Consider the following 26,015-nt stretch of genomic DNA (forward strand, 5'->3'; position numbering starts at 1 on the left):
CATCCGCCCCGTACAGAGGGGGGCGGATGGACGTTCGACGGCGTCAGAGCCGTCGGAGCCGTCAGGCCCGTCCGGCCAGCAGGACGGCGAGGTGGTCGGCGGACATGGGCTTGGCGTAGTGCCAGCCCTGGCCGGTGTCGCAGCCGATGCGCCGGAGCCGCTCCGCCTGGGCGGGCCCCTCGACGCACTCGGCGGTCACGGTGAGCCCCAGTTTGTGGGCGAGCTGGACGAGGGCGGCGACGATCGTCTCGTCGGCCGGGTTCAGATGGCGGGCGGTGCGGAAGCCGCGGACGAACGCCCCGTCCAGCTTGAGCACCCGGACCGGGAGCCGGCTCAGGTAGGCGAGGTTCGAGTAGCCGGTGCCGAAGTCGTCGATGGCGATCCGCACCCCCATGTCGGACAGCGCCTGGAGCGCGCGCAGGGGGCGGCCCGCAGATCCCATGACGGCGGACTCGGTGAGTTCGAGCTGCAGCAGCCCGGACGGCAGGCCGGACTCGTGCAGGGCGGCCGCCACGTCGCTGACGAGGTCCGAGTCCCACACCTGGCGCACCGCGACGTTGACGCTCACGAAGAGCGGCGGCCCCGGGCTCTCGAGCTGCCAGCGGCGGGCCTGGCGGCACGCCTCGTTCAGCACCCAGCGGCCGAGCGGGACGATCGCGCCGTTCTCCTCTGCCAGGGGGACGAACTTGTCCGGACCGAGGCGGCCGAACTGCGGGTGCCGCCAGCGCACCAGCGCCTCCGCGCCGCGCACCACGTCGTCGGCCAGTCCGACGATCGGCTGGTACTCCAGTTGGAATTCGCCGCGTTCCACCGCCGGGCGGAGCGTGGACGACAGCGCCTGGCGCGCTCTGCGGTCGGCGTTGCGCTCGGGGTCGAACAGCGCCCAGCGGGCCTTGCCGTCGGCCTTGGCCCAGTAGAGCGTGGTGTCCGCGGCCTGCATGAGGCAGGTCGCGGTGGTGCCGGCCGCCTCGCGCTCGACGACGCCGATGCTGGCGGTGACCGCGAGCCGGTGCCGCGGCAGGTCGAACGGGCGCTGGAGTGCGACGAGCATCGTCTCGGCGAGGGCCGTCAGCTGGTCCGTGCCGCTGGACGCCTCCACGAGGACGGCGAACTCGTCCCCGCCGAGCCGCGCCACCAGGTGGCCGCCCGCGCCGGCGGCGCAGTGGGCGAGGCGCTGGGCGGCGGCGTCGAGGAGCTGGTCGCCCACGTCGTGGCCGAGGGTGTCGTTGACCGCCTTGAAGCCGTCGAGGTCGAGGTAGCACAGGCCCACGCGGCCGGTCGCCGTCTCGGCGAGCGCGCCGGCGAGCCGTTCGAGGAAGAGCGAGCGGTTGGGCAGCCGGGTCACCGGGTCGTGGGTCTGGACGTGGCGGAGGCGGTCCTCCAGGGCGTGGCGTTCGCTGACGTCCTCGACGGTGAGGAGCGCGGCCGAGTCGCCCGGGGCGGGGAGCGGCGCCATGGTGACCTCGGCCAGCAGGGTGTGGCCGTCGGCGTGCTTGAGGCGCCGGGTGCAGTGCAGGCGCTCGCCGTCGCCGTGGAGCACGGCGTGGTACTGGCCGCGGGTGCGGCCGTCGAGGCCGAGACCGGTCACGGAGTCGGCGCGCTGGCCGGCCAGGCCGTCCGCCTCGACCCCGAGGAGACGGCCGAACGCGGGGTTCGCCGAGACGATCTGCCCTGATCTGCCCACCAGCGCCATCGGGAGCTGGGCGATGCGGAAGGCGGCCCCGTGGTCGCGCTGAATACTACTCTCCGTGAAGGGTGAGGCCGTTCGGCCGAGGCCGCCTCCGGGGTCTTGGCCCGGTCCTTGGGGGGGTCCGTTCACCGATCGCTCCCGGTGGGCACTGGTCGCCTGTGGATGCCGCCGCGGGTCGACCGCCGCCCGCCCGCCGGGCATCCGCGCTGGAAATGTGGCGATCATAGAGGCTGTGGCGCGGCTCGTTCCAGTGCGTGGGCAGCCTGTCCCCGGGCCATCGACGGGTGCTGACGACCTGCTTTCGCGGAGCTGATCGTTTCTGCTCGACCGCTGTGCCCCGGCGACCGTTATCGATTGATGCTCACGGAGCGTCATGTTCGTGCCCATGACTCGTGCGGCGTACTGAAACAGGTCATTCCGTACCGGATGCGACCAGAGTGGGGACCGCGCCCCGCATGGCCCGCACGCCCGCACGGGAGGTCGAAGTGCGCCGTTCCCCCCGCCGCCCCGCAGCCGTCCTGACCGTGCTGGCGGCCCTCATGGGCACGACGCTGACCTCGGGTCCCGGCCGGGGCGCCGTGGCGGACGAGCCGTGCAGCCTGCCGCGTACGGGGGCGCACCACTCGGAGGGCGTGGACGGCTGGAACGACGACTACCCCCGGCCGGTGGGCGCGCTGCGGGCGGTGATGGTGTTCCTCTCCTTTCCCGATGCCAAGCCCAAGGCATCACCGGAGGAGATCGCTCGCGACTATTTCCCGGCTACATCCGACTATTTCGAAGCCGCTTCCTACGGCCGACTCGACCTGCGTGAGACGGTCGTCGAGAACTGGATCGCGATGCCGGAGCCGTCGGGCACCTATCGGATACAACGCGACTGGGAATCCGACCGGCGCTCCGCCTATCTGGGCGACGCCCTGAACGCCGTCGCCCCGCGCGTCGACCTCGGGGAGTACGACATCGTCTACCTGGTCGCCGACCCCGACGCGCCCGGTGTCGACTCCGACGCCACCAAGGTGGTCAACTTCGATCAGCCGGTCCTGGTGGACGACACCGAGATCCGGCGGATCGTGACCGTGTTTGAACGGCGCCCGCCGGACCGGAATGTGCTCGCGCATGAGACCGGTCACGTATTCGATCTGCCCGATCTGTACAACCGACCGGAGGACGGCTTCGGTGACTGGGACACCCATGTGGGTGACTGGGATCTCATGGGCAGCCAGTTCGGACTGTCCCCGGAACTCTTCGGCTGGCACAAGTGGAAGCTCGGCTGGCTCACCACCGCCCATGTCGCCTGCGTCCGCGCGACCGGCACGAGCCACCACACGCTCCAGCCCCTCACCGCCCCCCTCGACTCCGGCGCCCCGGGGGCCGACACCCGGCTCGCCGTGGTGCGCACCGGGCCGCACGAGGCGCTCGTCGCGGAAGCGAGGACCCCCGCGGGCAACGACACCTCGACCTGCACCCGGGGCGTCCTGCTGTACCGCGTCCGCAGTGATGTGGCGTCCGCGGACGGACCCGTCGAGGTCCTCGACGGGCACCCGGGGACCAGTGCCTGTCACGCCGGCTCGGTGCACCCCAGGCTCGCCGACGCCCCGCTGGAGACGGGCGAGAGCTACTACGACGAGGACGGCGGCGTCCGTGTCGAGGTCGGCGCGCGCACGGCCACCGGCGGCTGGGACATCAAGATCACCCGCGGTTGACCGCCCTCAGGGGAACGTGTGACCGTGCGGTGGCATGGTGTGGCCGCCCCCGGCGGCGACGCCATAATGCGGGAAACCACCCGCTCCCCGAAGGGGGCCATGTGTCGCGGATCCACTACGACCACTGCTTCAGGAACGGTGAGCCCTGCCGCCACGGACCGCCCGGAACCCTCGTCTACATCTGCGAGCCCGACCGGGGCACGGCCGACCGGCAGGCCCGCGACTGCGCCGAGTACGCGCGCACCCGTGCCTGGCGGGTCGTGGGCACCATCATCGAGAGCACCCCGGACCGGCCGCTGGGGGAGCGCGAGGGCTGGCGGCGCGCCGGGGAGCGGCTGCGGGACGAGACCGCCGACGCCATCGTGACCTGGCATCCGCGCCATGTCGTGGGCACCGGTGGCGGTGCGGGGGAGACCGGTGGGGTGCGCGGCGCGAAGCAGGCGGACGACCGGGACGGCGCGGCGGCGTTCGCCGTGCTCCAGCGGGACTTCCGCGCGCGCCGCCTCGTGCTCGTCGCCGCGACCGGGGCGCCGGCGCCCGCGTGAGTCACCTGGTGCCGCGCGCAATCTGATTGACGCGCGAGACGGACAGACCGAGCAGGTCGCCGATCTCCCGCAGCTTGTACCCCTCGGCCCGTAACCCGGTCACGGCCTCGCGCCGCACGGCGGCGAGGCGGCGGGTGGCGTCCGGCAGCACCTCGTCCACGAGGCGGCGGGCGGCCCGTTCCCGTACGAGGGGGTCGGGCATGGCCGCGAGCGCGGCGAGGGTCGCCTCTATCCGGTCGGCCAGCAGCGCGATGGGATCGTCCTCGTCCATGCCTTCGAATGTAGGGGCGCGCCCGCGCCGCTGTCCGGGAATCGGACAGCCCCGCGCACAGCGAAGCGCTCCACCCGCCGTTTCCGGCCGGTGGAGCGCTTGCCCGTCTGTGCGCCGCCAGGGACTCGAACCCCGGACCCGCTGATTAAGAGTCAGCTGCTCTAACCAACTGAGCTAGCGGCGCCTGCTGACGTCGTAGACTCTAGCACCCCGATCGCCGAGGTGAAAAATCGGCTACGGACGCCGCCGCTGCAGCTCACGGCCGTATTCGATCATCCGGACGGCGTAGTCCTCGGTCCAGCCCGCCCGGTCGGCGATCGCGGCCGCGGGGAGGCTGTCGAAGCGGTGCGGATCCGCGAGCTGGGCCGCGGCCGTCGCCTGGTACTCCACCGCGCGGTCGGCGGCCGCCTGGAAGGCGACGGCGAGCTCCGTGGCGCGGTCGAGGAGCCGTGCGGGGTCGGTCAGCGTCTCCAGCGCGAAGAAGTGCTCCTCCTCCGGCCGGCCCGCCGGCGGCTCGAAGAACAGCGACGCCGGGCGGCGGTGGTGGGGCGGACGGCCGGACGGCTGCTCCGGTGCCGGACCGGACTCGGGCATGGTGCTCCCCTTCTGCGGGGACGCTGGGCGTCCCCGGTGTGGACGGTGCTCAGGACGGCGGGGCGAGCTGCTGCCGCGCCGGTCCATTCTGCCGGGCCGGCTCCCGCACGGCGGGGTCGCGCGGTGCCCGCCGGGACACCGCGGCGCCGGAGGGCGCCCCGGCCAGCCTGTCGTGCTCCGTGCCGGGAACGGCGCGCCGGGCGCCGAACCGGTCCTGGACCCGGCCGGAGAGCCGCAGCAGCGGGCGGGCCAGCAGCAGGCCGATCGTCATGACGGCGACACCGGCCACCGCGTCCATGAAGTAGTGGTTGGCCGTGCCCATGACGACCATCGTCGTGGCGAGCGGATACGCGAGGGCCAGGGAGCGCACCCACAGCGAGCGCGACCCGTAGTGCCACAGGGCGACGCCGCACCACAGCGACCAGCCCACGTGCAGGCTCGGCATGGCGGCGAACTGGTTGGTGAAGTCGCCCATGCCGCTCGGGGCGCTGGCGTCGTCCGCCCACCAGCCGTACTGGCTGTACTGGGCGAGGCTGTCGACGAAGCCCTCGCCGCCGGGCAGCAGGCGGGGCGGGCAGGTCGGCAGCAGTGTGAAGCCGACCAGGCCGAGCAGTGTGGCGCTGAGCAGCCAGGTGCGCATCAGGCGGTAGTGCAGGGGGCGGCGGCGGTAGAGCCAGATCAGGATCGCGGGCGTCACGATGTAGTGCAGGGACGCGTAGGCGAAGGAAGAGGGGACGCCGAGCCACGCCTGCTGGGTGAACAACTCGTTGAGCGGGACCTCGGGATGCAGCCACAGGGCGCGTTCCAGCTTGAGGATGGCGAGACCGTTGTCGACCGCCGTGTCGATGTCGCCGCGCGCGAGCAGACGTGCCCCGGAGTAGGCGCCGTAGGCCACGATGATCAGCAGCAGCTCGGACCACCAGCGCGGCCGGTCTTGAGACATACGCTCCTACTCCTGATCCCGGTGTTCACGTCGTTCATGTCGTTCGCGTCTGGATTTCTTGGCGAATACAGCTCAACCGTAAGCCGAAGCGCTCCTGAACAGACGCGAGGGGAGGCGCTGCGGTTGCGTGCGAGATGATGAGTGGTAGATGTGACAAGCGGAAGGATGGGCATGGCTGCGCGCGTCGTGCTGGTGCGACACGGACGTACCGCCTGGTCGGTGACCGGACGGCACACCGGACACACCGATGTGCCGCTCCTCGACGAGGGGCGTGACCAGGCCGAAGCCCTGGGCCGACGGCTGAAGGGCGCGCCCTGGTCGGGCCTGCCCGGTGCTGCGGTACGGACCAGCCCGCTGTCCCGTGCCCGCGAGACCTGCGATCTGGCCGGATTCGGCGGTCGCGCCACCGAATGGGACGCGCTGCGGGAGTGGGACTACGGCGCGGAGGAGGGGCTCACGCCCGCGGAGATCGCCGAACGGCGCGGCCCCGGCTGGCTCATCTGGCGCGACGGCGTCACGGACGGCGAGACCCTGCGGGAGCTGTCCGACCGGGCCGACCGGGTCGTGACCTGGGCGCGGGAGACCGAGTCGGACGTCGTCCTGTTCGCCCACGGTCACATCCTGCGCGCGATCGCCTCCCGCTGGCTCGGCGAGGACGTCTCCTTCGCCGCCCGGCTGCGCCTGGACCCCGCGGCGCTGTGCGTCCTGTCCTGGGCCTACGGACGGACGGCCCTGGAACGCTGGAACGACACGGGCCACCTCGACCTCGCACCCTGAGACGGGCTGCGAGGCCCTCCGGAGCGGCACAGCGGCGATCGGACGGCCCATGGGAACACCGTCTTCCCGCGCCCGCGGCCCGTACGCCGCCGTGAACCGGTCATGACCCGCCCGGGTGCGTCAGACCATGCCGGGGGCCGCGGCCGCCCGCCGGTCGAGGAAGGACGCCACCGTCCCGTCCCGGCGCGCCGGCCGCAGCCGCACCGCCGTCCCCGCGAGCAGGCGTGCGACCCGGGACGAGCGCACCTGCGACATCAGGTCCAGCGCGCGCCCGCCGTACGCCGCGGCCTCCTCGGGCCGCCCGTCGGCGGCGAGCCGCTCGGCCAGCTCGGCCGAGTACAGCGCCGTGTTGCGGGCGAAGTGGGGCTCGGCCAGCGCGGCGGCGACGGCGCGCCGCGAGTGCTCCACGGCGCGCGCCGTGTCGCCGAGCGCCGCCCAGCAGCCCGCCTCGAGGCTGGCCGCCTCCGCGTCGCCGAAGAACGTCATCCACTCCGGGGCCGCCTCTGCTGCCTCCTGGCCGTACGCGGAGCGGGCACGGGACAGCGCCTGCACACAGCCGCCCCGGTCACCGAGCGCCGCCCACGCCCCGGCCTCGCGCAGCGCGAGGAGCGACCGCAGCCGCGGCCAGCCGAGCCCCCGGGCCGCCTGCTGGCCCGCCTGCGCCGCCCGTACGGCCTCGTGGGGGCGGTCGGTGTCGAGGGCGAGGTACGCCGCGTTGCAGAAGGCGTGGGCCTCCAGGGCGTCGTCCCCGCCGACGCGCGCCGTGGCGAGGGCCTCCGCGTAGTGCGACCTGGCGTCGGAGAACCGCCCGGTGTCGTGCGCGAGCCAGCCCACGGAGATGGCCAGCTCACCCGCGCCCGAGTGCAGCCGGTCGTCGAGCGGGGTGCGGCGCGCGCCCGTGTCCAGCAGGTGGTGGGCGGCCCGCAGGGCCTGGCCCGCCGGCCGGTACAGGGCCTCGGCGCCGTGCCGGTCGTCCAGCAGGCGGATGTCGCGGACCGTGGCGAACAGGGCCGCCACCTCCGTCCGCCCCGGCCGGAGGCGGCGCCCGGCGGCGGCCGCGGGCGCGGCGGACAGGGCGGTCAGGGACGCGACGGCGGCCGGGCCGCCGGTCATGAGCGCGCGACGCAGCACGTCGCCCTCCTCCGGGTCGTGGGGAGCCTCGGGGACGGTCGCGGAGCCGGGACCCGCGGGCCTCCGGCCGCGCACGACGTGCCGCGGCGCGAAGCCGAGATCGGTCAGGGAGCGGCCGGGGAACATGTGGAGGAACACCCGCTCGTACGCATAGTTGGGGCACCGGATCTCGCCCGCCTCGACCCGGCCGATGTACCGGGCGTCACAGCACACCCGCTCACCGATCTCACGCGCCGCGCGCCGTACCCTCGCGGCGAACTCGCCGGGGGACAGCGGCCCCCGCAACTCCCGGAACACGCGATTGGGCCGTGCCGTCCCGGGCGCGTATGGTGACGTCGCCATGGTGCGGACCGTACCCGGCGTCGCGGAGCGGGTATCGCCCGCTTCCGGGCGCAATACGGCAAAGCGACCGCGATCCGCCATGAACTGCCAGCCTTTTCGGCGGTCTCCGCCCGTAGCCGTTGACGCTCTCGGCCGTTGAACCCTCCGGACCGACGGCAACGAGGAGGCAGCCATGGCGGAGACGGCGGACACGGCGGGCGCGAGTACGAGCGGCACGGGGACGGGCGGGGGCGCCGAGCCCTGCGATCTCGTCACCGTGCCGGCCCGGGAGGGGCTGGAGGCGGCGGACATCCTGCGCATCCGGCACGGTGTGGGGCCGGTCCTGCACGACCGCGAGGGCGACACACTCGGGTTCATCGTCCCGCCGGGCACGGCAGAGGCGTGGGACCTGCCCGGCAGCGCCTGTACGCAGACCTACCCGGGGAAGCGCAGGGGCGCCGCCCTGCCGCCGGTGACGGGCAGCGGATGGCTCGTGCCGCCGGAGGGCGCCGTCACCGAGACGACCGAACCGCAGCGGCTGCGTGCCGCCCTCAGCGAGGCCGTCACGCTGCTGCGCGTCGTCGACCGCTGTCAGTGACGCCTCCGGCCCCGGCCGCGCCCCGTCCCGGACCCCGGTCACACTGGTCCCGTGGCGAGGAACGGACAGCGGCGCGGCGGCGGCCGGCAGGTGATCAGCGAAACCGTGGACGGCGGCGAGGCGCGGCTCGTCCCCGACCCGGACCGTCCGCGCGCGTGGGAGCTGCTGCTCGACGGTGCGCCGCAGTCCCATGTCGACCTGGACGACCCGACGCGCCTCGTCTTCGAGTACCAGCGCCGGCTCGCCCATGTCGTGGACCTGGCGGCGCCGCCGGGGCGCGCGCTGGCCGTCGTCCACCTCGGCGGCGGGGCGCTCACCCTGGCGAGGTACGTCGCGGCCACGCGGCCGAGGTCGGCCCAGCAGGTCGCCGAGCCGGACGCGCGGCTCACGGCGCTGGTCCGGCGTGAGCTGCCGCTGCCGGACGGGGCGCGGGTGCGGGTGCGGAGCGCCGACGCGCGGGCGATGCTGCGGAAACTGCCCGACGGATGGGCGGGGCTCGTGATCCTCGACGTCTTCCAGGACGCGCGGACGCCGGCGCACTGCACGAGCGGCGAGTTCCTCGACGAGGTGCGGCGGGTCCTCGCGCCGGGTGCCTGGTACGCGGCGAACGTGACGGACGGCCCGCCGCTCGCCCACCTGCGGGCGCAGGCCGCGACGGTCGCCGACCGGTTCGGCGCGGTGTGTCTGCTGGCCGAGCCGGCGGTGCTGCGCGGCCGGCGGTTCGGGAACGGTGTCCTCGTCGCGGCCGACGGGGACCTGCCGGTGGCCGAGCTGACGCGGCGCTGCGCGGGGGATCCGTACGCGGCGCGGGTGCTGGCCGGGCGGGAGCTGCTGGACTTCGCCGGCGGCGCGGCGGTCGTCACGGACGCGGCGGCGGCGCCGTCACCGCCACCGCCGGACGGCTCGTTCCGCTGACGGAGGCCGTTGTCAGTGCCGTATGTCACAGTGAGTGACATGGTGAGCACGGGGATGACGCGGATGATGCGGGCGGTCGGCGCGGTGATGGTGCCGGTTCTGTTGACCGCGGTGGTGTGCGGACGAGCGTGGGGTGCCGCGCGGGCTGCGGCGGGGATGCCACGGGCGCGGCTGCCGCGCCGTGGAGGCACGGTGGCGCGGGCGGCCCCGGGGGAGGGGCGGCCGGCCCCGGCCGGCGCCGCGCTGAGCGGTGCCGGCCGGGGACCGGACTCCCCGTGCCCTCCTTCCCGGCCCGGCCCCGCGGGGCCGGTGCAGGAAAGGATTCCGGGTTGGGCAGGGGAGACTCGTGCGGCGCCCGGTGCGCGCCCCCGCTGGGCGGGCGCGGAGCGCCGGGGGTCAGTCCCGGTCGGGCAGCGAGCCCGAGCGGACCAGCTCGGAGTACCAGCGGGCGCTGGACTTCGGCGTGCGCTTGAGCGTCTCGAAGTCGACGTGGACCACGCCGAACCGCTTGCTGTACCCGTAGGCCCACTCGAAGTTGTCCAGCAGGGACCACAGGAAGTAGCCCCGCAGGTCGACGCCCTGCTCCAGGGCGTCGAGGGCCGCCGAGAGGTGATCCCGCAGGTAGGCGACGCGGTTCGGGTCGTGGACGGCGCCGCTGCCGTCCATCTTGTCGTCGAACGCGGCGCCGTTCTCCGTGATGTAGAGCGGCAGCTGCGGCACCTCGCGGGAGAACCGCAGCAGCACGTCCGTCAGGCCGGACGCGTCGATCGGCCAGCCCATGTCGGTCCGCTCGGCCGTCAGCATCTGGAACTCCACCTGCTCGGAACCGACCCACGGCGAGTGCTCGCCGGAGCCGTGCCCGTCGTTGCGCGCGACGACATCACTGCCCGACGGCGCCGAGGCGACGACCGGGTTGTAGTAGTTGATGCCGAGGAAGTCGAGCGGCTGGTGGATGGCCGCCTCGTCCCCGTCGCGGACGAAGGACCAGTCGCTGACGGCGGCCGTGTCCTGGCGCAGATCCGCCGGGTACGCCCCGTGCAGCACCGGGTCGGAGAAGATCCGGGTCTGCAGCGCGTCGATGCGCCGTGCGGCGTCCCGGTCCTCGGGCGAGTCCGTGTGGGGCCGGACGACGGCCGGGTTCAGTGTGATGCCGATCGCGGCGTCGCGCGGCAGCACCTCGCGCAGGACCTGGGTGGCGAGACCGTGCGCCAGGTTCAGGTGGTGGGCGGCCTTCAGCACCGACTCCGGCTCCGTGCGGCCCGGCGCGTGCACGCCGGACCCGTAGCCGAGGAACGCGCTGCAGAACGGCTCGTTCAGCGTCGTCCACATCTTCACCCGGTCGCCGAGCGCCTCGCCGACGATCCGCGCGTACTCGGCGAACCGCTCCGCCGTCTCCCGCACCGGCCAGCCGCCCGCGTCCTCCAGTTCCTGGGGGAGATCCCAGTGGTAGAGGGTCAGGGCGGGCGTGATGCCCCGCTCCAGCAGGCCGTCGGTGAGCGCGCGGTAGAAGTCCAGACCGCGCTGGACGGCCGGACCGCGGCCGGTGGGCTGCACACGGGGCCAGGACACCGAGAAACGGTAGGCCTCCAGCCCCAGTTCGGCCATCAGGTCGAGGTCGTCCTGCCACCGGTGGTAGTGGTCGCAGGCGACGTCACCCGTATGCCCCTCGTACACCTTGCCGGGCGTGCGGCTGAACGTGTCCCAGATGGACGGGGTGCGCCCGTCCTCGGCGGCCGCGCCCTCGATCTGGTAGGCGGCGGTGGCCGACCCCCACAGAAAGTCGGCGGGGAAGGTCCGGGGTTGGTTTTCGGTCATGGAAGCGCTCCCATTCTTGCTCGTGCAGAGGGTATCGAACACAGCGGGGCGGCGTGCTCAGCCTTTGAGCGCTCCGTTCATGATGCCGCCGACGATCTGCTTGCCGAAAATGGCGAAGGCGATCAACAGCGGCATGGTGGCGATCAGCGCGCCCGCCATGATCACGCCCTCGTCCTTCACGTAGCCGCGTCCGATGTTGGTCAGCGCGACCTGGACGGTCGGGTTCTGCTGGGTGAGCGCGATGATCGGCCAGAAGAACTCGTTCCACGCCATCACGAAGGTCAGCATGCCGAGCACGGCCATGGCCGGCCGCGCGGCGGGGAACACCACGTGCCACACGATCCGCAGGCTGTTCGCCCCGTCGACACGGGCCGCCTCGATCAGCTCGCTGGGAAGCGCCTGCGCCAGGTACTGCCGCATGAAGAACACGCCGAACGCGCTCACCATCATCGGCAGGATGACGGCCTGCAGGTGGTCGGTCCACTCCAGCTTCGCGACGGCCATGAACATCGGCACCACCGTCAGCTGCGGCGGCACCATCATCGTGCCGATGACCATCATCATCAGCAGGTTCTTGGCCCGGAATCGGAGCTTGGCGAAGGCGAAACCGGCCAGCGTGGCGAAGAGCACCGTGGAGACGGTGATCGTCCCCGCCACGAACACGGTGTTGATCATCGCCGTGTTCATGTTGGCGTCGGTCCAGGCCGACTCCAGGTTGTCGAACAGCCGCCCGCCGAACCAGAAGGGCGGCGTCGACTGGGCCAGCCGCTCGTTGGTGTGCGAGGAGGCGAACAGCTGCCAGATCAGCGGGTACAGCGAGCCGATCGTGAAGACGCCCAGGATCAGATAGGTCAGCCAGCCGGCGTGCAGGTGCCGCCCGGCCCGGTTGCCCCCCTTCCCGGCGCGTGTCTTCCTGCCGCGCGCGAGCGGGCCCGCGGGGGCGGCCACCGCGGCCGTCCTCGGGGTGTCGTCGGTCGTGGTCGCCATCAGTCCTCCTGGCCGCTGCTACGGCTCACCGCGCGGGAGAGCACCCAGTAGATGAGCCCGATGATGATCAGCAGCAGGAACATCGTCCAGGCGATGGCCGACGCGCGGCCCAGATGGCGGTTGACCCAGCCCATCTCGTAGAGATAGAGGCCCAGTGTCTGGAACTGGCCGTCGGCGCCACCGTCCGCACCGCCGCCGCCGAACAGCATCGGCTCGCCGAAGAGCTGCGTCGCGCCGATCGTGGACACCACGACGGTGAACAGGATCGTGGGCCGCAGCGACGGCAGCGTCACATGCCGGAACTGCTGCCAGCGCGAAGCGCCGTCGAGGGACGCCGACTCGTACAGGTCGTTCGGGATGGCCTGCATGGCGGCGAGGTAGATCAGCGTGTTGTAGCCCGTCCACCGCCAGATCACGATGGAGGACACGGCGAACTGCGAGGACCAGTCGCCCGACTGCCAGTCGATGTTGTCGATGCCGACCAGGCCGAGAGCCCAGTTGATCGCGCCGTAGTCCCGCCCGTAGAGCATGGAGAAGACCAGGGCGGCGGCCGCGACCGAGGTGGCGTACGGCGTCAGCATCGCGACGCGGAACAGCATGCTGCCCCGCATCTTGTAGTTGAGCAGGTGGGCGAGGCCCAGCGCCATCGCGAGCTGCGGCACGGTCGAGATGATGCCGATGGTGAACGTGTTCCGCAGGGCTTTCCAGAAGAACTCGTCGTCCCACAGGCGCGTGAAGTTCTCGAAGCCGACCCACTCCATCTCATTGGGGCGGAGCAGCGAGACCTGGTGCAGCGAGGCCCAGCCCGTGTAGAGGAGCGGGAAGAGCCCGAAGGCGATGAAGAAGATGAAGAACGGGGAGATGAACCCGTACGGGCTGTACTTGACGTCCCAGCGATAGCGGCGGGACCTGCGCTCGGCGCGGCGCTTCTCGCGCGCCGGATCGGGGGCGGGGCCCGAGCCCCGCGTCGTCTTCTTGTCCAGGCGCGGGGCCGCGCCCCCCGACGGTGCGGGGGGCGCGGCCTCTCGGTGTTCGGTCGTCATAGAGGTGTCTACCTGTCCCGGTTCATTCCGCGAGGGCGTTGTCCAGGCTGCTCACGACGTTGTCCCAGGCGCTCTCGGCCGACTCACCCTGCTTGTCCACCAGGAGGAGACCGTCGGTGATGCCTTCCTGGATCACCTGGTCGTAGGCGCCGATGGGGCTGGAGGGGACCTGAGCGGCGGCGTCGCTGAAGATCTGGCCGATCGGAGCGTCGCTGAAGTACGGGTCGGTCGCGTTCATGACCGACTCGCTCTGCTGCGCCTCGGTCGAGCTCGGGTACATGCCGCGCTCGGTGAAGAGCTTGGCCTGCTGCTCGGGAGCCGTCAGCCAGGCGGCCAGTTCGACGGCCTCCTCGATGTGGTCACCGGCCTGGGGGACACCGATGAAGGAGCCACCCCAGTTGGAGGGAGCCGGGGACTGGGCGATGTCCCACTTGCCCTCGTTGTCCGTGCCGGCGTGGTCACGGATGTAGCTGAGCATCCAGGCGGGGCAGGAGGGGACGGTGGCGAAGGCGCTGTTGGCGAACGCCCGGCCCCACTCGTCGTCGAACTGCTTCTGCTGGTCCGTCAGGCCCTCTTCGGCGACCTCGACCGACAGGTCCCACGCGGTCTGGACGGCTTCGCTGTCCTGGTAGACGACCTCGCCGGCCTCGTTGGTGTACCGCTCCTCGTAGGCCGACACGACGGCGTTGAACATGCCGCCCGCGGAGTCCAGGTAGGCGACCCCATCGGGAGCGTTCTCCTTGAAGTCCCGGCCGACGTCGATGTAGGACTCCCAGCCGCCGGCGAAGAGTTCGCTGACCGACTCGCGGTCGGACGGGAGACCGGCCTGCTCGAAGAAGTCGGCGCGGTAGCAGATGCTGGTCGGGCCCATGTCGGTGCCGAGCGCGATGACGCGGCCGTCGGCGTCGGTGGCCTGGTCGACCTTGAACGGCGCGAAGTGGCTCGTGTCGACGTCGTACTCGTTGAAGTCGACCCAGGCGTCCGGCAGTTCACCGGTCATCTCGGCGATGTTGCCGACCTCGATGGCCTGGATGTCGGAGAGGCCGCTGTTCTGGCCCAGACGGGTGCGGAGCTGGGCGATGTAGTCGCCGTTCTCCGTGATCGAGTCCTGCTCGATCTTGATCTCGGGGTGCAGCTCCATGTACTCGTCGTAGAGTCCGGCCTCCTCGAAGCCGAACTCGCCGAACACACCGACGCGCAGGGTGACCTGGCCGTCGGCGCTGTCGTCACTGTCGTCGCCGCCACAGGCGGCCAGCAGGCCGGTGGCGAGGGTGGCGGTGATGCCGAGGGCTATGGCTCTGTGCGTTCGGCGCATGGGCCTGCGGTTGGAACGGACTGTACTGCGCATGACGGGTCGTCCTCCTGGCGCACACTGACGTTGCCATCCCAGAGGGTTGTTCGGGACGTGGGGGAAAGGTCTGGGTTTGGAACGTACGGGCTCTGTCGGGTTTTCGTTGCGTGGGAGCGCTCCCAGCAGTGATGGGTTGAAGGGTGTCCGAGGGCTCCGCGAGTGTCAAGGCGTAGAGCCCCGCATCTCTGGATCCGTGATGTAGTTGGAGCCTGGCGCGCAAACGGGAGGTTGCGATGGCTGTGGCAAGACGCGGCATGGGCCGCGATGGGAGGCCGACCCTTGAACAGGTCGCTGCCCGTGCGGGCGTCGGGCGGGGCACCGTCTCACGGGTGATCAACGGATCCCCGCGGGTCAGCGACCGCACCCGCGCCGCGGTGGAGGCGGCGATCGCCGACCTGGGGTACGTCCCGCACCCGGCGGCCCGGGCGCTCGCCGCCAACCGGGCCAACGCGATCGCGCTGGTGGTCCCCGAGGTGGAGGCCCGGGTGTTCTCCGAGCCGTTCTTCTCCGGCATCATCCGCGGAGTCAGTGCCGAACTGGCCGATACCGACATACAGTTGCTCCTCACTCTGATCCGGGCTCCACGGGAGCGCGCCCGCTTCGCCCAGTACGCGGCGAGCAACCGGGTGGACGGGGTGCTGCTGGTCTCCGTGCACGGCGACGACCCGCTGCCCGACCAACTCGCCGACATGGGCCTGCCGGTCGTGATGACGGGCCGCCGCTCGGGCGAGGAGCCCGTCCCCTATGTGGACTGCGACAACCAGGGCGGCGCCCAGCTGGCGGTGGAACACCTGCTGGGGCGCGGCCGTTCGACGGTCGCCACGATCACCGGCCCGTCCGACATGTACGCGGCGCGCTGCCGGCTCCAGGGCTACCGGGAGGCGATGCGGGCGGCGGGCAAACGGCCGGACGACGATCTGGTGGCCTCCGGCGACTTCACCGAGGAGAGCGGGTACGCGGCGATGCGGGAGCTGCTGCGCCGCACGCCCGCCCTCGACGGTGTCTTCTGCGCCTCCGACCCGATGGCCATCGGGGCGCGGCGCGCCCTGCGGGAGCTGGGCCGGACGGTGCCGGGGGACGTGGCGCTCGTCGGGTTCGACGACTCGGCACTCGCCCGTCACATGGATCCGCCGCTCACGAGCGTGCGGCAGCCCACGGAGGGCATGGGACGCGCGATGACACGGGCGTTGCTCCAGCAGATCCACGACGACAGCCCGGACGGCCCCCGCCTCGTCCTGCCGACGGAACTGGTCCGCCGTACGTCGTCGTGACGCGCGTCGCGTCACGGCATGTCGCCGGGCGGGCGGCGGGGCATGCCCCGCGACGTGCGGCGACATGCCGTGACCGTGAGCGCCGGTCGCACAGGGGCACGAGCGTGCGGGGAGGGACGTCCGGTGCTGTGCGGCCGAACGGGAGGTTCACTCGGGCGAAGACGCCGCGCGCCGTCGCCGTGCTCCGGATCTGGCCGGAAAGAAGCGGGAAGTTGGCCGGTTGCCGGCCGTTCTTCCCGGCGGGGCCGGTTCCCGTGGGCGCGTCCGGTCGAGGAGGTGTTCTCCTGCCCGACAGGGGGCGAACACCTCCCGGCGGCGCGGACCGTCCCGGGGCACACGCCGGACCCGGCACGGTCTTCTGCGGGCGATTGACCCGCTTCCCGGCCGGAGGGGGCACGGCAGCCGCATGGCCGGGCCGCCGGAGCCGAAAGGGGTGGGTGCCGCGCGGAGACCTCTCTATGCTCCGGCCATGGACGGATTCCAGGCTCCGACGGCATTGATCGCAGCGGTGCCGGGTGAGTCCGACGGCTTCGGTGCGGGCCGCCGGGATCTTTTCCTCGACACCGTCGGCGACTGCCTGGACATGGGCCGCCCGACGCCGGACGAGGCCGAGCGGGCAGTCGAGCGCCTCATCGCGGTGGCGCTGTCCGAGGAGAGCCGTCCGGTGCGGGAGTCGGCACTGCATGCGGTCTGCCTCGCCTCCACGCACCATGAGCTTCCCTACCGGCTGGTCGAACCGCTCGCCGCCTGCGCCGATGCTCTTGATCCCCCGCTCCTCGGCCATGCCCTGGCCATCCTCGGCTCGACCCACGATCGGTCGGCGCTGCCGGTTGTCGAGCGGTTCCTGCGGCACTGCCACTCCGGAGTCCGCGCGGAGGCGGCGGACGAACTGCGCCAAAGCCGGCAGCCCGGCCGGGAGGACGGCCGAACAGCCGGCGACACGGACATGAGGCGGCTGGACTGACCCGGTGGGGCGGCCGGGCGGGCGGTGGGGGCGCTGCCCCGGGAGCGTGAGTAGGGGTGCGGAGCGTGCGGACCGGCGGTCTCCTCCGGACGGCTGGGGAGCCGGCGGCGGTGGTGTCGTGGTGCGGGGCAGCCCTGGCGCGATGGTCGGATGCGGGGGAACGGAGCGGGGCGGAAGGCTCCGGATGCCGGTGGCGGCCGGTGGGGTACTGGGTGACTCGCTGTGGAGTTGTCCTCGTGGTGATCGGCCGGATCGCGTGTTTCCTCATGGAATGTGCTGCGGGTAGGCTGGCGGGCAGCGAAGGGGAGTAGTCCTGTCGCCGGCGGTTCGACATACCGGTCCTCGTGACCCGGCCGCCGGGCCACCGGTCGACCGGTGGTGGACGAGACCTTCGGCTACGGCATGACGGGACCGTTCCGACGACGGGACGGGTCTCCCTCCGCATGCCGGGCCGAGTGGTCCGTCCCCGTCCCCGGGCGAAGAGCGGCGTTCGGCCCGGCTCCGACAGAAAGCCTCCCCCCGTATGTCTCTCGACCTGGTCGCCCTGGTCACCGCCTTCGGACTGATCTTCCTCGCCGAGCTGCCCGACAAGACGATGTTCGCGTCACTGGCCATGGGCACCCGGATGCGCCCCCTCTACGTCTGGATCGGTACCTCCACCGCCTTCGTCGTGCATGTGACCATCGCCGTCGCGGCGGGCGGGCTGCTCGGCCTGCTGCCCGGCTGGTCGGTCAAGCTGGTCTCGGCTCTCCTCTTCGGGTTCGGCGCGTTCCTGCTGCTGCGGGGCGGGGACGGCGACGAGGGTGACGACGGGGCCGGCCGGACCGTCACCGGTTTCTGGCCCGTGTGGTCCACCGCCTTCACGGCCGTCTTCATCAGCGAGTGGGGCGACCTCACGCAGATCACCACGGCCAACCTCGCCGCCACCAAGGATCCGCTGTCCACGGCCATCGGTGCCGCCGCGGCGCTGATGAGCGTCTCCGCGCTCGCCCTGCTGGCCGGGCGGTTCATCGCGAAGCGGGTGCCGCTGAAGACGGTTCAGCGGGTCGGGGGTCTGTGCATGCTCGGTCTCGCTCTCTGGACGCTGATCGAGGTCTTCACGGGTTGAACGCCGGCTCGGCCCCGCGGCCGGGTGCCGGGACCGCCGCGCGGTGTGCCGGGCACGAGGGCAAACGTAGTCGTTGTCACGCTGCGTAGTCAATACCTTCGTTCGGGTGACGCGCCGCCCCCGGCGTCCGCGGGGACGCCGGGGGCGGGTCACGCCGGGCCGGTCAGCTCAGCGGCGGGTGGGCGTTCGCCAGCAGTTCCTGGAACTGCGCCGAGAACCAGTGGCCGGAGAGCGGGGCGTCGCCCAGCGCCCCGGACGGGTTGTACTGGTTCCGCGCATTCCCCTGGTACGCGGGATCGCACATCTGGTCGAACCCCTTGCCCTCGTCGTTCGGGATCTCCTCGCTCGCGCCGTCCGACTCGCCCGGGGGCTTGATCCACGCGTACGCGTCGATCCCCGGCACCGGAGCGGCGGTCGGGCGCTCACCGAGACCGGCGCCGGCCTGGTTGCACCAGTTCCCGGTGTGGATCCGGCCGTCCACCCGGCTGCCGTCGACGTACGCGTTCACGTCGGTCTGCGGGCCGGGGCCGGTGGGCCGGTCGGGACCGCCCCAGCCGTTGCGCGAGGTGTCGATCAGCATCCCGATGTCCGAGTTGAAGCCGAGGCTGACCAACTTCTCGCGGAACGCGAGCGCGAACGACTGATTGTCGTTGTACTGGTTCCAGTCCACCCAGTCGGACTGGCGCACCGGCGTGCCGTTCACCGTGTCCGTGACCGAGTAGTACGGCTCGACGGTCGGGCCGTAGTTCGCCGTGTTCACGATGAAGCCGGCGACATCGTCCACGGAGGCGCCGTTCGATGTCGCCGTCTCGTGGAACAGCTCGGCGGACGGGCCGAAGTTGCTGTCCCAGCCGAGCCAGCCGTAGTGGCCGGCGTCGATGTAGTTGTAGACGTTGCCGATCGCGCCGAGCTGCTCCAGGGCGTAGGAGACGCCGGTCACGTAGTTGCCGTTGGCGGCCATCTCCCGGCACGCCTCGGTCGCGGTCTCGCCCGAGACGTTCGTCACCAGGTTGGGCAGCGAGTCGATCTCGATGACGGTCGCGACGCGCAGGTTCTCGTACGACTCGTAGTCCCGCAGGATCGAGGCGATGGGATCGATGAACTCGTCGCGGTACCGGTCGATCTCGTCCGGCCCCAGCTCGCCGTTGGACGCGAGGGCGGCGCAGTCGCGGCCCGGCAGGTCGTACACGACGACCTGGAACACGATGGGCTCGCCGCCCGCCTGCTCCAGCGCCGTGTCGAGGTGCTCCCGCAGGCCCATGGCCTCGTCGGTGCCCTCGATGGCCGCTATGCGGTCGAGCCAGACGGCCGTCGGCTGGTCGGCGACGGCGTCGCCGCCCGGCTCCGCGGCGGCCCTGGCGGACCAGTCCGGGTTCACGTACACCTGGGCGCCCACGTACGGGTTGTCGACCCGGGCGTAGGTGCCCGGGCCGTCGGCCGCCGAGGCGGGGCCGAGCGCGCCGGCGCCCATCGCGAGGGCGCCGGCGAGGAGGCCCGCGGTCAGCGCCGTACGCCGTCCGGGGCGGCGGTGTGGGGGATTGGTGCGGCTCATTGCTGTCGTTCCTCCAAGGGGTGCGGCGGTACGGGCACCGGGTGTGGGGGGCGCCGCATGCCGCCGTGGTCGGAGAAGGACCGGCGGGACCGAACGGCCGCCGGCCTCCCGCGCCGTTGCGGCGCGGGACGTTGCACCGGTGATCGCGCGATCGTCGCCGGTGGCTCCCGGACCCCGCCGTACCCTCCGCGCGGCGCGACCGGAAGGGGCGCGCGGCGCGTCGGCATCTCGTGCCGTCCGGGTGGGGTGCGGTGAGGGCTCTCCGCCGTCCGCCGGGGGCGGACGGCCGGGAGATCGCGGGTGTTCCGGGGGGAAATGTGGGGGATGTGGGGGTGGGCGGCGGGGCGGCACGGGCTGTCGGGGGACGCCGACGGCGCCCTCCGGGGAAGTGGTACCGCTCCCACCGGTTGACGGGACCGTAGGCCACCCGACCCCCGCCCGCCAAGGGGGCGGACGTGAAATCATGGCGAAGTGCCGCGAAATGACGCGATCCTGCCGGGTGGGGTTGACGCGTGCAATGCAGTGCCCGACGCTTGGGAGCGCTCCCAGATCACCCCAAATGCATCACGCGGACGTCGGCGGATGCGGGCACACCGTCGTCAGCACCACCACCAGCCGCAGTCGTCGTCATCGTCGTCCCAGTGATCCCCGCGGCCGTCGTCGTCATCCCCGCTGTCCTCCTCGTCCGACGCGGTCGGGGACGGGGACGCGTCGGTCTGTTCCGGGTCGCTCGGCGTCGCGTCCGGCGCTGGCTCCGTCGACGGGCCGCCGGCACCGGGCGGCTCGTCCGTGGGGAAGGAGGACTCCCACCCTCCGTCGTCCTCGGTACGGTCCTCCGTCGGGGCAACGGTTTCCGTGGCGCCCGCCGACGCACCGTCGTCCCGTCCCCCGTCGCCGCTCCCGCCCGCCGACGGCTCCTGACTGTCCGCCGCCTCGTCGGCGGTCGGGAGCGTCGTCTCCGTGGCCGGGGCGTCGTCCTCCGAGTCCGCCTCCGGCCCGGTCGCCGACGGGGAGGCGGCGGCCTCCGGCTCCCCATCGTCGTCGTCCGACGACGACAGCACGGGCGGCAGCCCCACATCCCCCACCTCCGCCACGGCGACCCCCGTGACGGCGACCGCCAGCACGGCGGCCACCACGTACCTCCGCTTCCGCCGCCGCAGCGCGTGCGCCGCCGACCGAGCGCGCCGCGCGCCCGCCTCCGGCGCGTCCGCGTCACCGGGCTCCGCCGGACCGCCCGGCTCCTCGTCGCGCACGGGCGGCAGCTCGGCGGTCAGCTCCGAGGCGGCCGCGACGTACCGCTGTGTCAGCTCGCCGCAGCCCGGGCATATGAGCGCCCCGTTGAGATGCCTGCGGCAGGTCGTGCAATAGTCCATGGGATCCCCGTCTCTGCATGGACCGGTGTGGAGTGGCGAACACGATAGCGCCGCCTCCTCCCCGCACAGCCCGGAGCCCCGGGACGCGCGCGGCGTCCCGGGGCTCCTCCTGGTCTCGGGGGCTGTCCCCTTCTTCTCCTCTTTCTCTACGCGGACGCCTCCGTCACTCCCCGAAGAGCTGGGAGTAGGTGGCGAGGGCGATCGCGATGTCGGCCTGCGCCCAGAAGCGGTGGTAGGTGAACGTCGGGGCCTCGCCGCCGTTCAGGTACGCCTCGACCTGGGGCCAGGCCGGGTCGTCCTGGTAGAAGCTGCGGATCGACTCGAACGTGGCACCCGGCTCGATCACGTCGCCGTTCGGCATCGTGCCGCTCCAGCCCGACGGGATGTAGATCTCGTCGTCGAAGCGCTGGTAGTCCGTGCGCTGTTCGGGCACCGCGACACCGAGCGGGTCGGAGTTCGCCCACAGTGCGTCCAGCAGACCGGCGGCCGTCTCCTGAGCCTCCGTGTCACCCGACGCGGCGGCGTAGTACGACAGGGCGTTGGCCAGCGAACCGGTCACCCCCGCGTCCTGCGAGTAGGCGGTGACGTCCACGTGCAGGCCCGAGTTGGCGCCCGGGTTGTCCGGGTTCCAGGTGTCCGGGGCGCCGGACCAGGCGAGGGTGGCCGGGATCTGGTAGTCGCCGTCCTCGCCGATGGTGACCTCGCTCAGGACCCAGTCGACCCACTTGTCGAGGACCTCGCCCGCGAGGGCGTCGTCCGACGCGTAGTAGTACTCGGCGAGCCGCTGCATGGACCACGCCTGCATGCCGAACCACTGGTTCGACGGCGGGTCGTGGTACACGGGCTTCTCGTCGTAGTACATGCCGTAGAACGTCGGGGTCCCGGCCGGCGGCGTGCCGTAGTGGCCCTCCCAGCTGTTCGTCGCCCCACCGGCGATGCCGCCCTCGTCGGACTGCAGCCAGCGGTAGAACTCGAGCTGCCGCTGCAGGCTGGTCTCCCAGTCGTCGTCGGCGGTCGGGGAGGCGGGCACGAGGTCGGCGTCGGTGCTCAGCGCGAACGCGGCCATCGGGTTCTGGTAGCCGAAGTGCGCGTGGCTGGAGCCGATGCGCCAGGCCCAGCCCGCGGAGCTGTCGAGCGCGCCGCCCCAGGCGTAGTACCAGGACAGGAGGTAGTGCGCGCTGTCCTTGCCGGTCGCACCCGGGCACTGCGTCTCGCCGACGCAGTTGCCGATCTCCTTGAAGTACTTGTCGAACATCGCGTAGCGCAGGTAGTCGCCCATGCGCGACGCCTTGTCGACCGTCTCGGAGATCTGCGCCTCGTTGCCCTGCTCGGTCGCCCACTGGTTGGCCCAGTACGCGGCCTGGACGGCGCGGGCGTCGGCGTCGGGCGCGTTGGTGTAGCGCCACTGCTCCGCGTAGGACGCGTCACCGGTGAACAGGTCGAGGTAGCCGTTCTCGCCGCCGTAGGTGAAGTCGTCGCACGACGGCTGCGGGACCGTCTCCCAGACCGACTCCTGCGGGCCGCGCTGGAACGTGTTGATGAACGTCGGGTCGCCCGCGGTGCCGCCGCACGAGTCGCCGTACCCGTAGACGTCGTCCACGTCCTGGATCCAGTGCATGCCGTAGATGTCGTCCGTGCCGTAGGTGGACGACAGCTCGCCGGCGAGGGGGTCGTCACCGACCGGGACGGTGCCGTCGAGCTCGGCCGGGTAGTCCGCCGGGTCGTTGCTCTCGGGCGCGTAGGTGGCGGGGGACGAGGGGTCGTAGAAGCTGTTGGTCGGCTGCTCGTCCGCCTCCGGGATCATGAATTCCTCCATGATGCCCCAGGCGTCGTTGAACGGTCCCCAGTCGCCGGTGATGCGGCCGTACTGGGCCTCCAGCCAGATGAGGTACGAGTACGCCTCGGACGTGGTCTCGTGACCGTAGTCCGGCGCCTCGACCATGAGGGTCTCCACCGAGTGGTAGGGGATGCCCTCGTCGGAGAAGTACCCGTTGGCCGGGTCCTTCACCTTCTCGTACAGCTCCATGAACCGCTGCTCGTACTCGCCGTCCGCCTCGTCGAGCTGCGTCACGGTGACCGTGGCGGCCTCGTGTCCCGCGGCGCTCGCGGTGAACGTGGCGGCGCCGCTGCCGCCCGCGGCGGCGGTGACGGTGACCTGCTGGGTGATGTTCCAGTTGGCCGGCGTGAACGTGAGGCTCGCGCCGGAGGTGACGCTGATGCCCGTGTTGCCGCTCGTCCGGGACACACTGACGGTCACATTGGCGTCGGGCTGTGCGCTCAGCCGGATGCCGAACGTCCCGGTCTGCCCCTCGCGGACGGCGAGGGACGACGGGGTGGCGACGACCGTCGGGTCCTCCTCCGGCTCGCCCGGGTCCTCGTCGCCGCAGGCGACGCCGTTGACGGTGAACGCGGTCGGGGCCGTGTTGCTGCCCGAGTAGGAGAAGTTGGCGCCGGCGCTGGTGGAGGCGCCGGGCGCGAGGTTGGCGTTCCAGCCGGCGTCCTCGACCGTGACGGTTCTGCCCGACTGTGACCAGACGCCGCTCCAGCCCTGCTGGAGCTGCTGGTTGCCGGCGTACGAGTAGGTGAGCGTCCACCCGTTCGCGGCGGCGTCGCCGGTGTTGGTGATCGTCACGTTCGCCGTGAAGCCGGAGCCCCAGTCGTTGGCGGTGTAGTCCACCCGGCAGGCGAAGTCGGCCGCCGATGCCGTCGAGCTCTGGCCGAGCCCGGCGGTCAGGCCGAGGGGCAGTGCGAGGGCGATGAGGGCGGCGAGACGGCCGCGTCGTGCGCGGCGGCGGCCTTCGGGCCGTGACGGCGGTGCGGCTCCGGGGGGAGCACTCGTGCGAACCCGCATGACAGCGGTCCTTCCTTGCGGCTCGTGGGGTTGGTCGTCGTCGGAGGGACGACGGCGTGCTCAGTGGTCGCGGGTGGACGTGTCGGTGGGAGCGCTCCCAAGAATGTGGGCAGGTCGCGTACGCGTCAAGTCTTTTGACGCATGGCCAGATCGACCTGGTCTTTTCCGTGCGGTGGTGGGGATTCTTGGTCATTGGCCCCCGACATTTCTTGAACAGAGCTCTGGCGGAGTGCCCGGGATGGCGCTACGTTCCCTTCAGTCAGTGGGAGCGCTTCCAAGCTCGCCGTACGCCCAGGGCGGGCGTCACACCGGTCGCGGTGACGCCTCGGACGCCCAGGTCATCGGACGTTCGCAACCACCGAAAGGATCTTCATGAGCCGCACCAACCCCCCACCCCACCGTCGTCGGCGCGCGGCGCTGATGACCGCCGGCGTGCTGGTAGCCGCCGGCGTGGGCACCGGAGGTCTGCTGCAGGGCACCGCGTCCGCCGCCGCGTTCGGCTGCGACGTGACCTACTCGGCCAACGACTGGGGCTCGGGCTTCACCGCCAATGTGACGATCACCAACACGGGCGACGCCGCCGCCAACGGATGGGCGCTCACCTACTCCTACGCCGGCAACCAGCAGCTCCAGCAGGGCTGGAGCGCGGTGTGGTCGCAGTCCGGCAAGACCGTCACGGTCGAGGACGCCGGCTGGAACGCCAACCTCGCGCCCGGCGCCTCCACCAGCGCCGGCGCCAACTTCTCCTACTCCGGGACCAACTCGGCCCCGACCGCGTTCGCCGTCAACGGCGTCACCTGCGGCGAGGAGGACCCGGGTGACCCCGACCCGGGCGATCCCGACCCGGGTGACCCGGATCCGGGCGACCCCGGCACCCCGGGTGACCGCGTCGACAACCCCTACGAGGACGCCGGCGTCTACGTCAACCCCGAGTGGTCCGAGAACGCCGCGGCCGAGCCGGGCGGCGACGCCATCGCGGACGAGCCGACCGCCGTGTGGCTGGACCGCCGCGCCGCCATCGAGGGCGTCAACGGCGGCATGGGTCTGCGCGACCACCTGGACGCCGCCGTCGAGCAGGCGCAGGACTACGACGACTTCGTGTTCCAGGTCGTCGTGTACAACCTGCCCGGCCGCGACTGCGCCGCCCTCGCGTCCAACGGCGAACTCGCCCCCGACGACATCGACACCTACAAGTCGGAGTTCATCGACCCGATCGCCGAGATCCTCGCCGACCCGGCCTACGCCGACCTGCGGATCGTGACGGTCATCGAGATCGACTCGCTCCCGAACCTCGTCACCAACGTGAGCCCCCGCGCGACCGCGACGCCCCAGTGCGACGTCATGAAGGCCAACGGGAACTACCAGGAGGGCATCTCCTACGCCCTCAACGAGCTGGGCGACATCCCGAACGTCTACAACTACATCGACGCCGGCCACTACGGCTGGATCGGCTGGGACGACAACCTGCTCGCCTCGGCCCAGCTCTTCCACGACACCGCCACGATGAACGGCGCGACCGTGGACGACGTGCACGGCTTCATCGTGAACACGGCGAACTACGGCCCGTCCGTCGAGCCGTACTACTCCATCAACGACTCGGTGAACGGCACCTCGGTGCGCCAGTCGAGCTGGATCGACTGGAACCGCTATGTCGACAACCAGTCCTTCGCGCAGGGCTTCCGTCAGCAGCTCGTCAGCCTCGGGTTCAACTCCGACATCGGCATGCTGATCGACACCTCGCGCAACGGCTGGGGCGGTCCCGACCGGCCCACCGGCCCCGCGGCCAAGACCAGCCTGGACGCCTTCGTCGACGGCAGCCGCCTCGACCAGCGCCTCCAGGCGGGCAACTGGTGCAACCAGGCCGGTGCCGGCCTCGGCGAGCGCCCGACGGCCTCCCCGGCCACCGGTATCGACGCCTACACGTGGATCAAGCCCCCGGGCGAGTCGGACGGCGCGAGCGAGGTCATCCCGAACGACGAGGGCAAGGGCTTCGACGAGATGTGCGACCCGACCTACACGGGCAACCCGCGCAACAACTACAACATGTCCGGCGCGCTGGGCGACGCCCCGCTCTCCGGCCACTGGTTCTCGGCGCAGTTCCAGGAACTGCTGGCGAACGCCTACCCGCCGGTGAACTGACCGTGTTCCCGTCCCGGTGACCGCTCACCGGGACAGGGCGCCGGGGCCCCGCACCACCGGGGGTCCCGGCGCCGTC

21 protein-coding genes and 1 tRNA gene are annotated in these 26,015 nt (G+C 72.0%); 9 read left to right on the forward strand and 13 right to left on the reverse strand.

Annotated features, from left to right (window positions below):
- Positions 1–61 precede the first annotated feature (61 nt).
- Positions 62–1,891 carry an EAL domain-containing protein gene (locus EMA09_RS20035; protein WP_129842380.1) on the reverse strand — a complete coding sequence of 610 codons (1,830 nt, stop codon included), beginning with the start codon at positions 1,889–1,891 and terminating at the stop codon, positions 62–64.
- A 254-nt stretch (positions 1,892–2,145) separates the two neighbouring features.
- Here EMA09_RS20035 and EMA09_RS20040 point away from each other — a divergent pair, with 254 nt between their 5' ends.
- A complete protein-coding gene (locus EMA09_RS20040; RefSeq protein ID WP_129842381.1) occupies positions 2,146–3,390 on the forward strand; it encodes a M6 family metalloprotease domain-containing protein in 1,245 nt (414 codons plus the stop codon).
- A 101-nt stretch (positions 3,391–3,491) separates the two neighbouring features.
- Positions 3,492–3,935, forward strand: coding sequence for a hypothetical protein (locus EMA09_RS20045; protein ID WP_129842382.1), 444 nt, complete (start codon positions 3,492–3,494; stop codon positions 3,933–3,935).
- Between the two features lies 1 nt (position 3,936).
- Here the strand turns inward: EMA09_RS20045 and EMA09_RS20050 are convergent, their stop codons facing one another.
- The 4 genes from EMA09_RS20050 to EMA09_RS20065 form a co-directional block, all read right to left on the reverse strand.
- Positions 3,937–4,206 carry a hypothetical protein gene (locus EMA09_RS20050; RefSeq protein ID WP_129842383.1) on the reverse strand — a complete coding sequence of 90 codons (270 nt, stop codon included), beginning with the start codon at positions 4,204–4,206 and terminating at the stop codon, positions 3,937–3,939.
- Between the two features lie 110 nt (positions 4,207–4,316).
- Positions 4,317–4,390: transfer RNA gene (locus tag EMA09_RS20055), tRNA-Lys, on the reverse strand.
- 50 nt (positions 4,391–4,440) lie between these two features.
- A complete protein-coding gene (locus EMA09_RS20060; protein ID WP_129842384.1) occupies positions 4,441–4,800 on the reverse strand; it encodes a hypothetical protein in 360 nt (119 codons plus the stop codon).
- Positions 4,801–4,849: 49 nt separating this feature from the next.
- Positions 4,850–5,743, reverse strand: a complete 894-nt coding sequence (locus EMA09_RS20065) for a phosphatase PAP2 family protein (RefSeq protein ID WP_129842385.1) — start codon at positions 5,741–5,743, stop codon at positions 4,850–4,852.
- 171 nt (positions 5,744–5,914) lie between these two features.
- On the opposite strand from EMA09_RS20065, the gene EMA09_RS20070 reads away from it, so the two are divergent.
- A complete protein-coding gene (locus EMA09_RS20070; protein ID WP_129842386.1) occupies positions 5,915–6,520 on the forward strand; it encodes a histidine phosphatase family protein in 606 nt (201 codons plus the stop codon).
- A gap of 120 nt (positions 6,521–6,640) precedes the next feature.
- Here EMA09_RS20070 and EMA09_RS20075 read toward each other — a convergent pair whose 3' ends face one another.
- Complete coding sequence (locus EMA09_RS20075) at positions 6,641–7,993, reverse strand: tetratricopeptide repeat protein (protein ID WP_129842387.1); 1,353 nt, start codon at positions 7,991–7,993, stop codon at positions 6,641–6,643.
- A 172-nt stretch (positions 7,994–8,165) separates the two neighbouring features.
- On the opposite strand from EMA09_RS20075, the gene EMA09_RS20080 reads away from it, so the two are divergent.
- Both EMA09_RS20080 and EMA09_RS20085 read left to right on the forward strand, forming a co-directional pair.
- The gene (locus tag EMA09_RS20080; RefSeq protein ID WP_129842388.1) at positions 8,166–8,570 is read left to right on the forward strand and encodes a hypothetical protein; all 405 of its coding nucleotides are present in this window, start codon (positions 8,166–8,168) and stop codon (positions 8,568–8,570) included.
- Positions 8,571–8,621: 51 nt separating this feature from the next.
- Positions 8,622–9,485 carry a fused MFS/spermidine synthase gene (locus tag EMA09_RS20085; RefSeq protein WP_129842389.1) on the forward strand — a complete coding sequence of 288 codons (864 nt, stop codon included), beginning with the start codon at positions 8,622–8,624 and terminating at the stop codon, positions 9,483–9,485.
- A gap of 396 nt (positions 9,486–9,881) precedes the next feature.
- On the opposite strand, the gene EMA09_RS20090 is transcribed toward EMA09_RS20085, so the two are convergent.
- Genes EMA09_RS20090 through EMA09_RS20105 form a run of 4 tightly spaced genes read right to left on the reverse strand, consistent with a single transcriptional unit; the run spans position 9,882 to position 14,678 of the window.
- Positions 9,882–11,300: a GH1 family beta-glucosidase gene (locus EMA09_RS20090; protein WP_129842390.1), complete on the reverse strand. Its 1,419-nt coding sequence runs from the start codon at positions 11,298–11,300 to the stop codon at positions 9,882–9,884.
- 57 nt (positions 11,301–11,357) lie between these two features.
- Positions 11,358–12,287 carry a carbohydrate ABC transporter permease gene (locus EMA09_RS20095; RefSeq protein ID WP_129842391.1) on the reverse strand — a complete coding sequence of 310 codons (930 nt, stop codon included), beginning with the start codon at positions 12,285–12,287 and terminating at the stop codon, positions 11,358–11,360.
- Positions 12,287–13,330 carry a sugar ABC transporter permease gene (locus EMA09_RS20100; protein ID WP_129842392.1) on the reverse strand — a complete coding sequence of 348 codons (1,044 nt, stop codon included), beginning with the start codon at positions 13,328–13,330 and terminating at the stop codon, positions 12,287–12,289. The genes EMA09_RS20095 and EMA09_RS20100 overlap by 1 nt, the downstream gene beginning before the upstream one ends.
- A 22-nt stretch (positions 13,331–13,352) precedes the next feature.
- The gene (locus EMA09_RS20105) at positions 13,353–14,678 is read right to left on the reverse strand and encodes an ABC transporter substrate-binding protein (protein WP_240796475.1); all 1,326 of its coding nucleotides are present in this window, start codon (positions 14,676–14,678) and stop codon (positions 13,353–13,355) included.
- 236 nt (positions 14,679–14,914) lie between these two features.
- Between EMA09_RS20105 and EMA09_RS20110 the strand changes: the two genes are divergently transcribed.
- The 3 genes from EMA09_RS20110 to EMA09_RS20120 all read left to right on the forward strand — a co-directional run bounded on the left by EMA09_RS20110 (position 14,915) and on the right by EMA09_RS20120 (position 18,024).
- Entirely contained in the window at positions 14,915–15,952 is a 1,038-nt protein-coding gene (locus EMA09_RS20110; RefSeq protein WP_129842393.1) for a LacI family DNA-binding transcriptional regulator, read from the forward strand.
- 469 nt (positions 15,953–16,421) lie between these two features.
- Positions 16,422–16,916, forward strand: a complete 495-nt coding sequence (locus EMA09_RS20115; protein WP_129842394.1) for a hypothetical protein — start codon at positions 16,422–16,424, stop codon at positions 16,914–16,916.
- 523 nt (positions 16,917–17,439) lie between these two features.
- Positions 17,440–18,024, forward strand: a complete 585-nt coding sequence (locus EMA09_RS20120; RefSeq protein WP_129842395.1) for a TMEM165/GDT1 family protein — start codon at positions 17,440–17,442, stop codon at positions 18,022–18,024.
- 163 nt (positions 18,025–18,187) lie between these two features.
- Here EMA09_RS20120 and EMA09_RS20125 read toward each other — a convergent pair whose 3' ends face one another.
- The 3 genes from EMA09_RS20125 to EMA09_RS20135 form a co-directional block, all read right to left on the reverse strand.
- A complete protein-coding gene (locus EMA09_RS20125) occupies positions 18,188–19,576 on the reverse strand; it encodes a glycoside hydrolase family 6 protein (RefSeq protein ID WP_129842396.1) in 1,389 nt (462 codons plus the stop codon).
- Positions 19,577–20,175: 599 nt separating this feature from the next.
- Positions 20,176–20,949: a hypothetical protein gene (locus tag EMA09_RS20130; protein WP_129842397.1), complete on the reverse strand. Its 774-nt coding sequence runs from the start codon at positions 20,947–20,949 to the stop codon at positions 20,176–20,178.
- 163 nt (positions 20,950–21,112) lie between these two features.
- The gene (locus tag EMA09_RS20135) at positions 21,113–23,800 is read right to left on the reverse strand and encodes a glycoside hydrolase family 48 protein (protein WP_129842398.1); all 2,688 of its coding nucleotides are present in this window, start codon (positions 23,798–23,800) and stop codon (positions 21,113–21,115) included.
- Between the two features lie 372 nt (positions 23,801–24,172).
- Here EMA09_RS20135 and EMA09_RS20140 point away from each other — a divergent pair, with 372 nt between their 5' ends.
- Positions 24,173–25,939, forward strand: coding sequence for a glycoside hydrolase family 6 protein (locus tag EMA09_RS20140; protein WP_129842399.1), 1,767 nt, complete (start codon positions 24,173–24,175; stop codon positions 25,937–25,939).
- Positions 25,940–26,015: the final 76 nt, after the last annotated feature.

Origin of the sequence: Streptomyces sp. RFCAC02, assembly GCF_004193175.1 — a bacterium.
Taxonomy (GTDB): Bacteria; Actinomycetota; Actinomycetes; order Streptomycetales; family Streptomycetaceae; genus Streptomyces.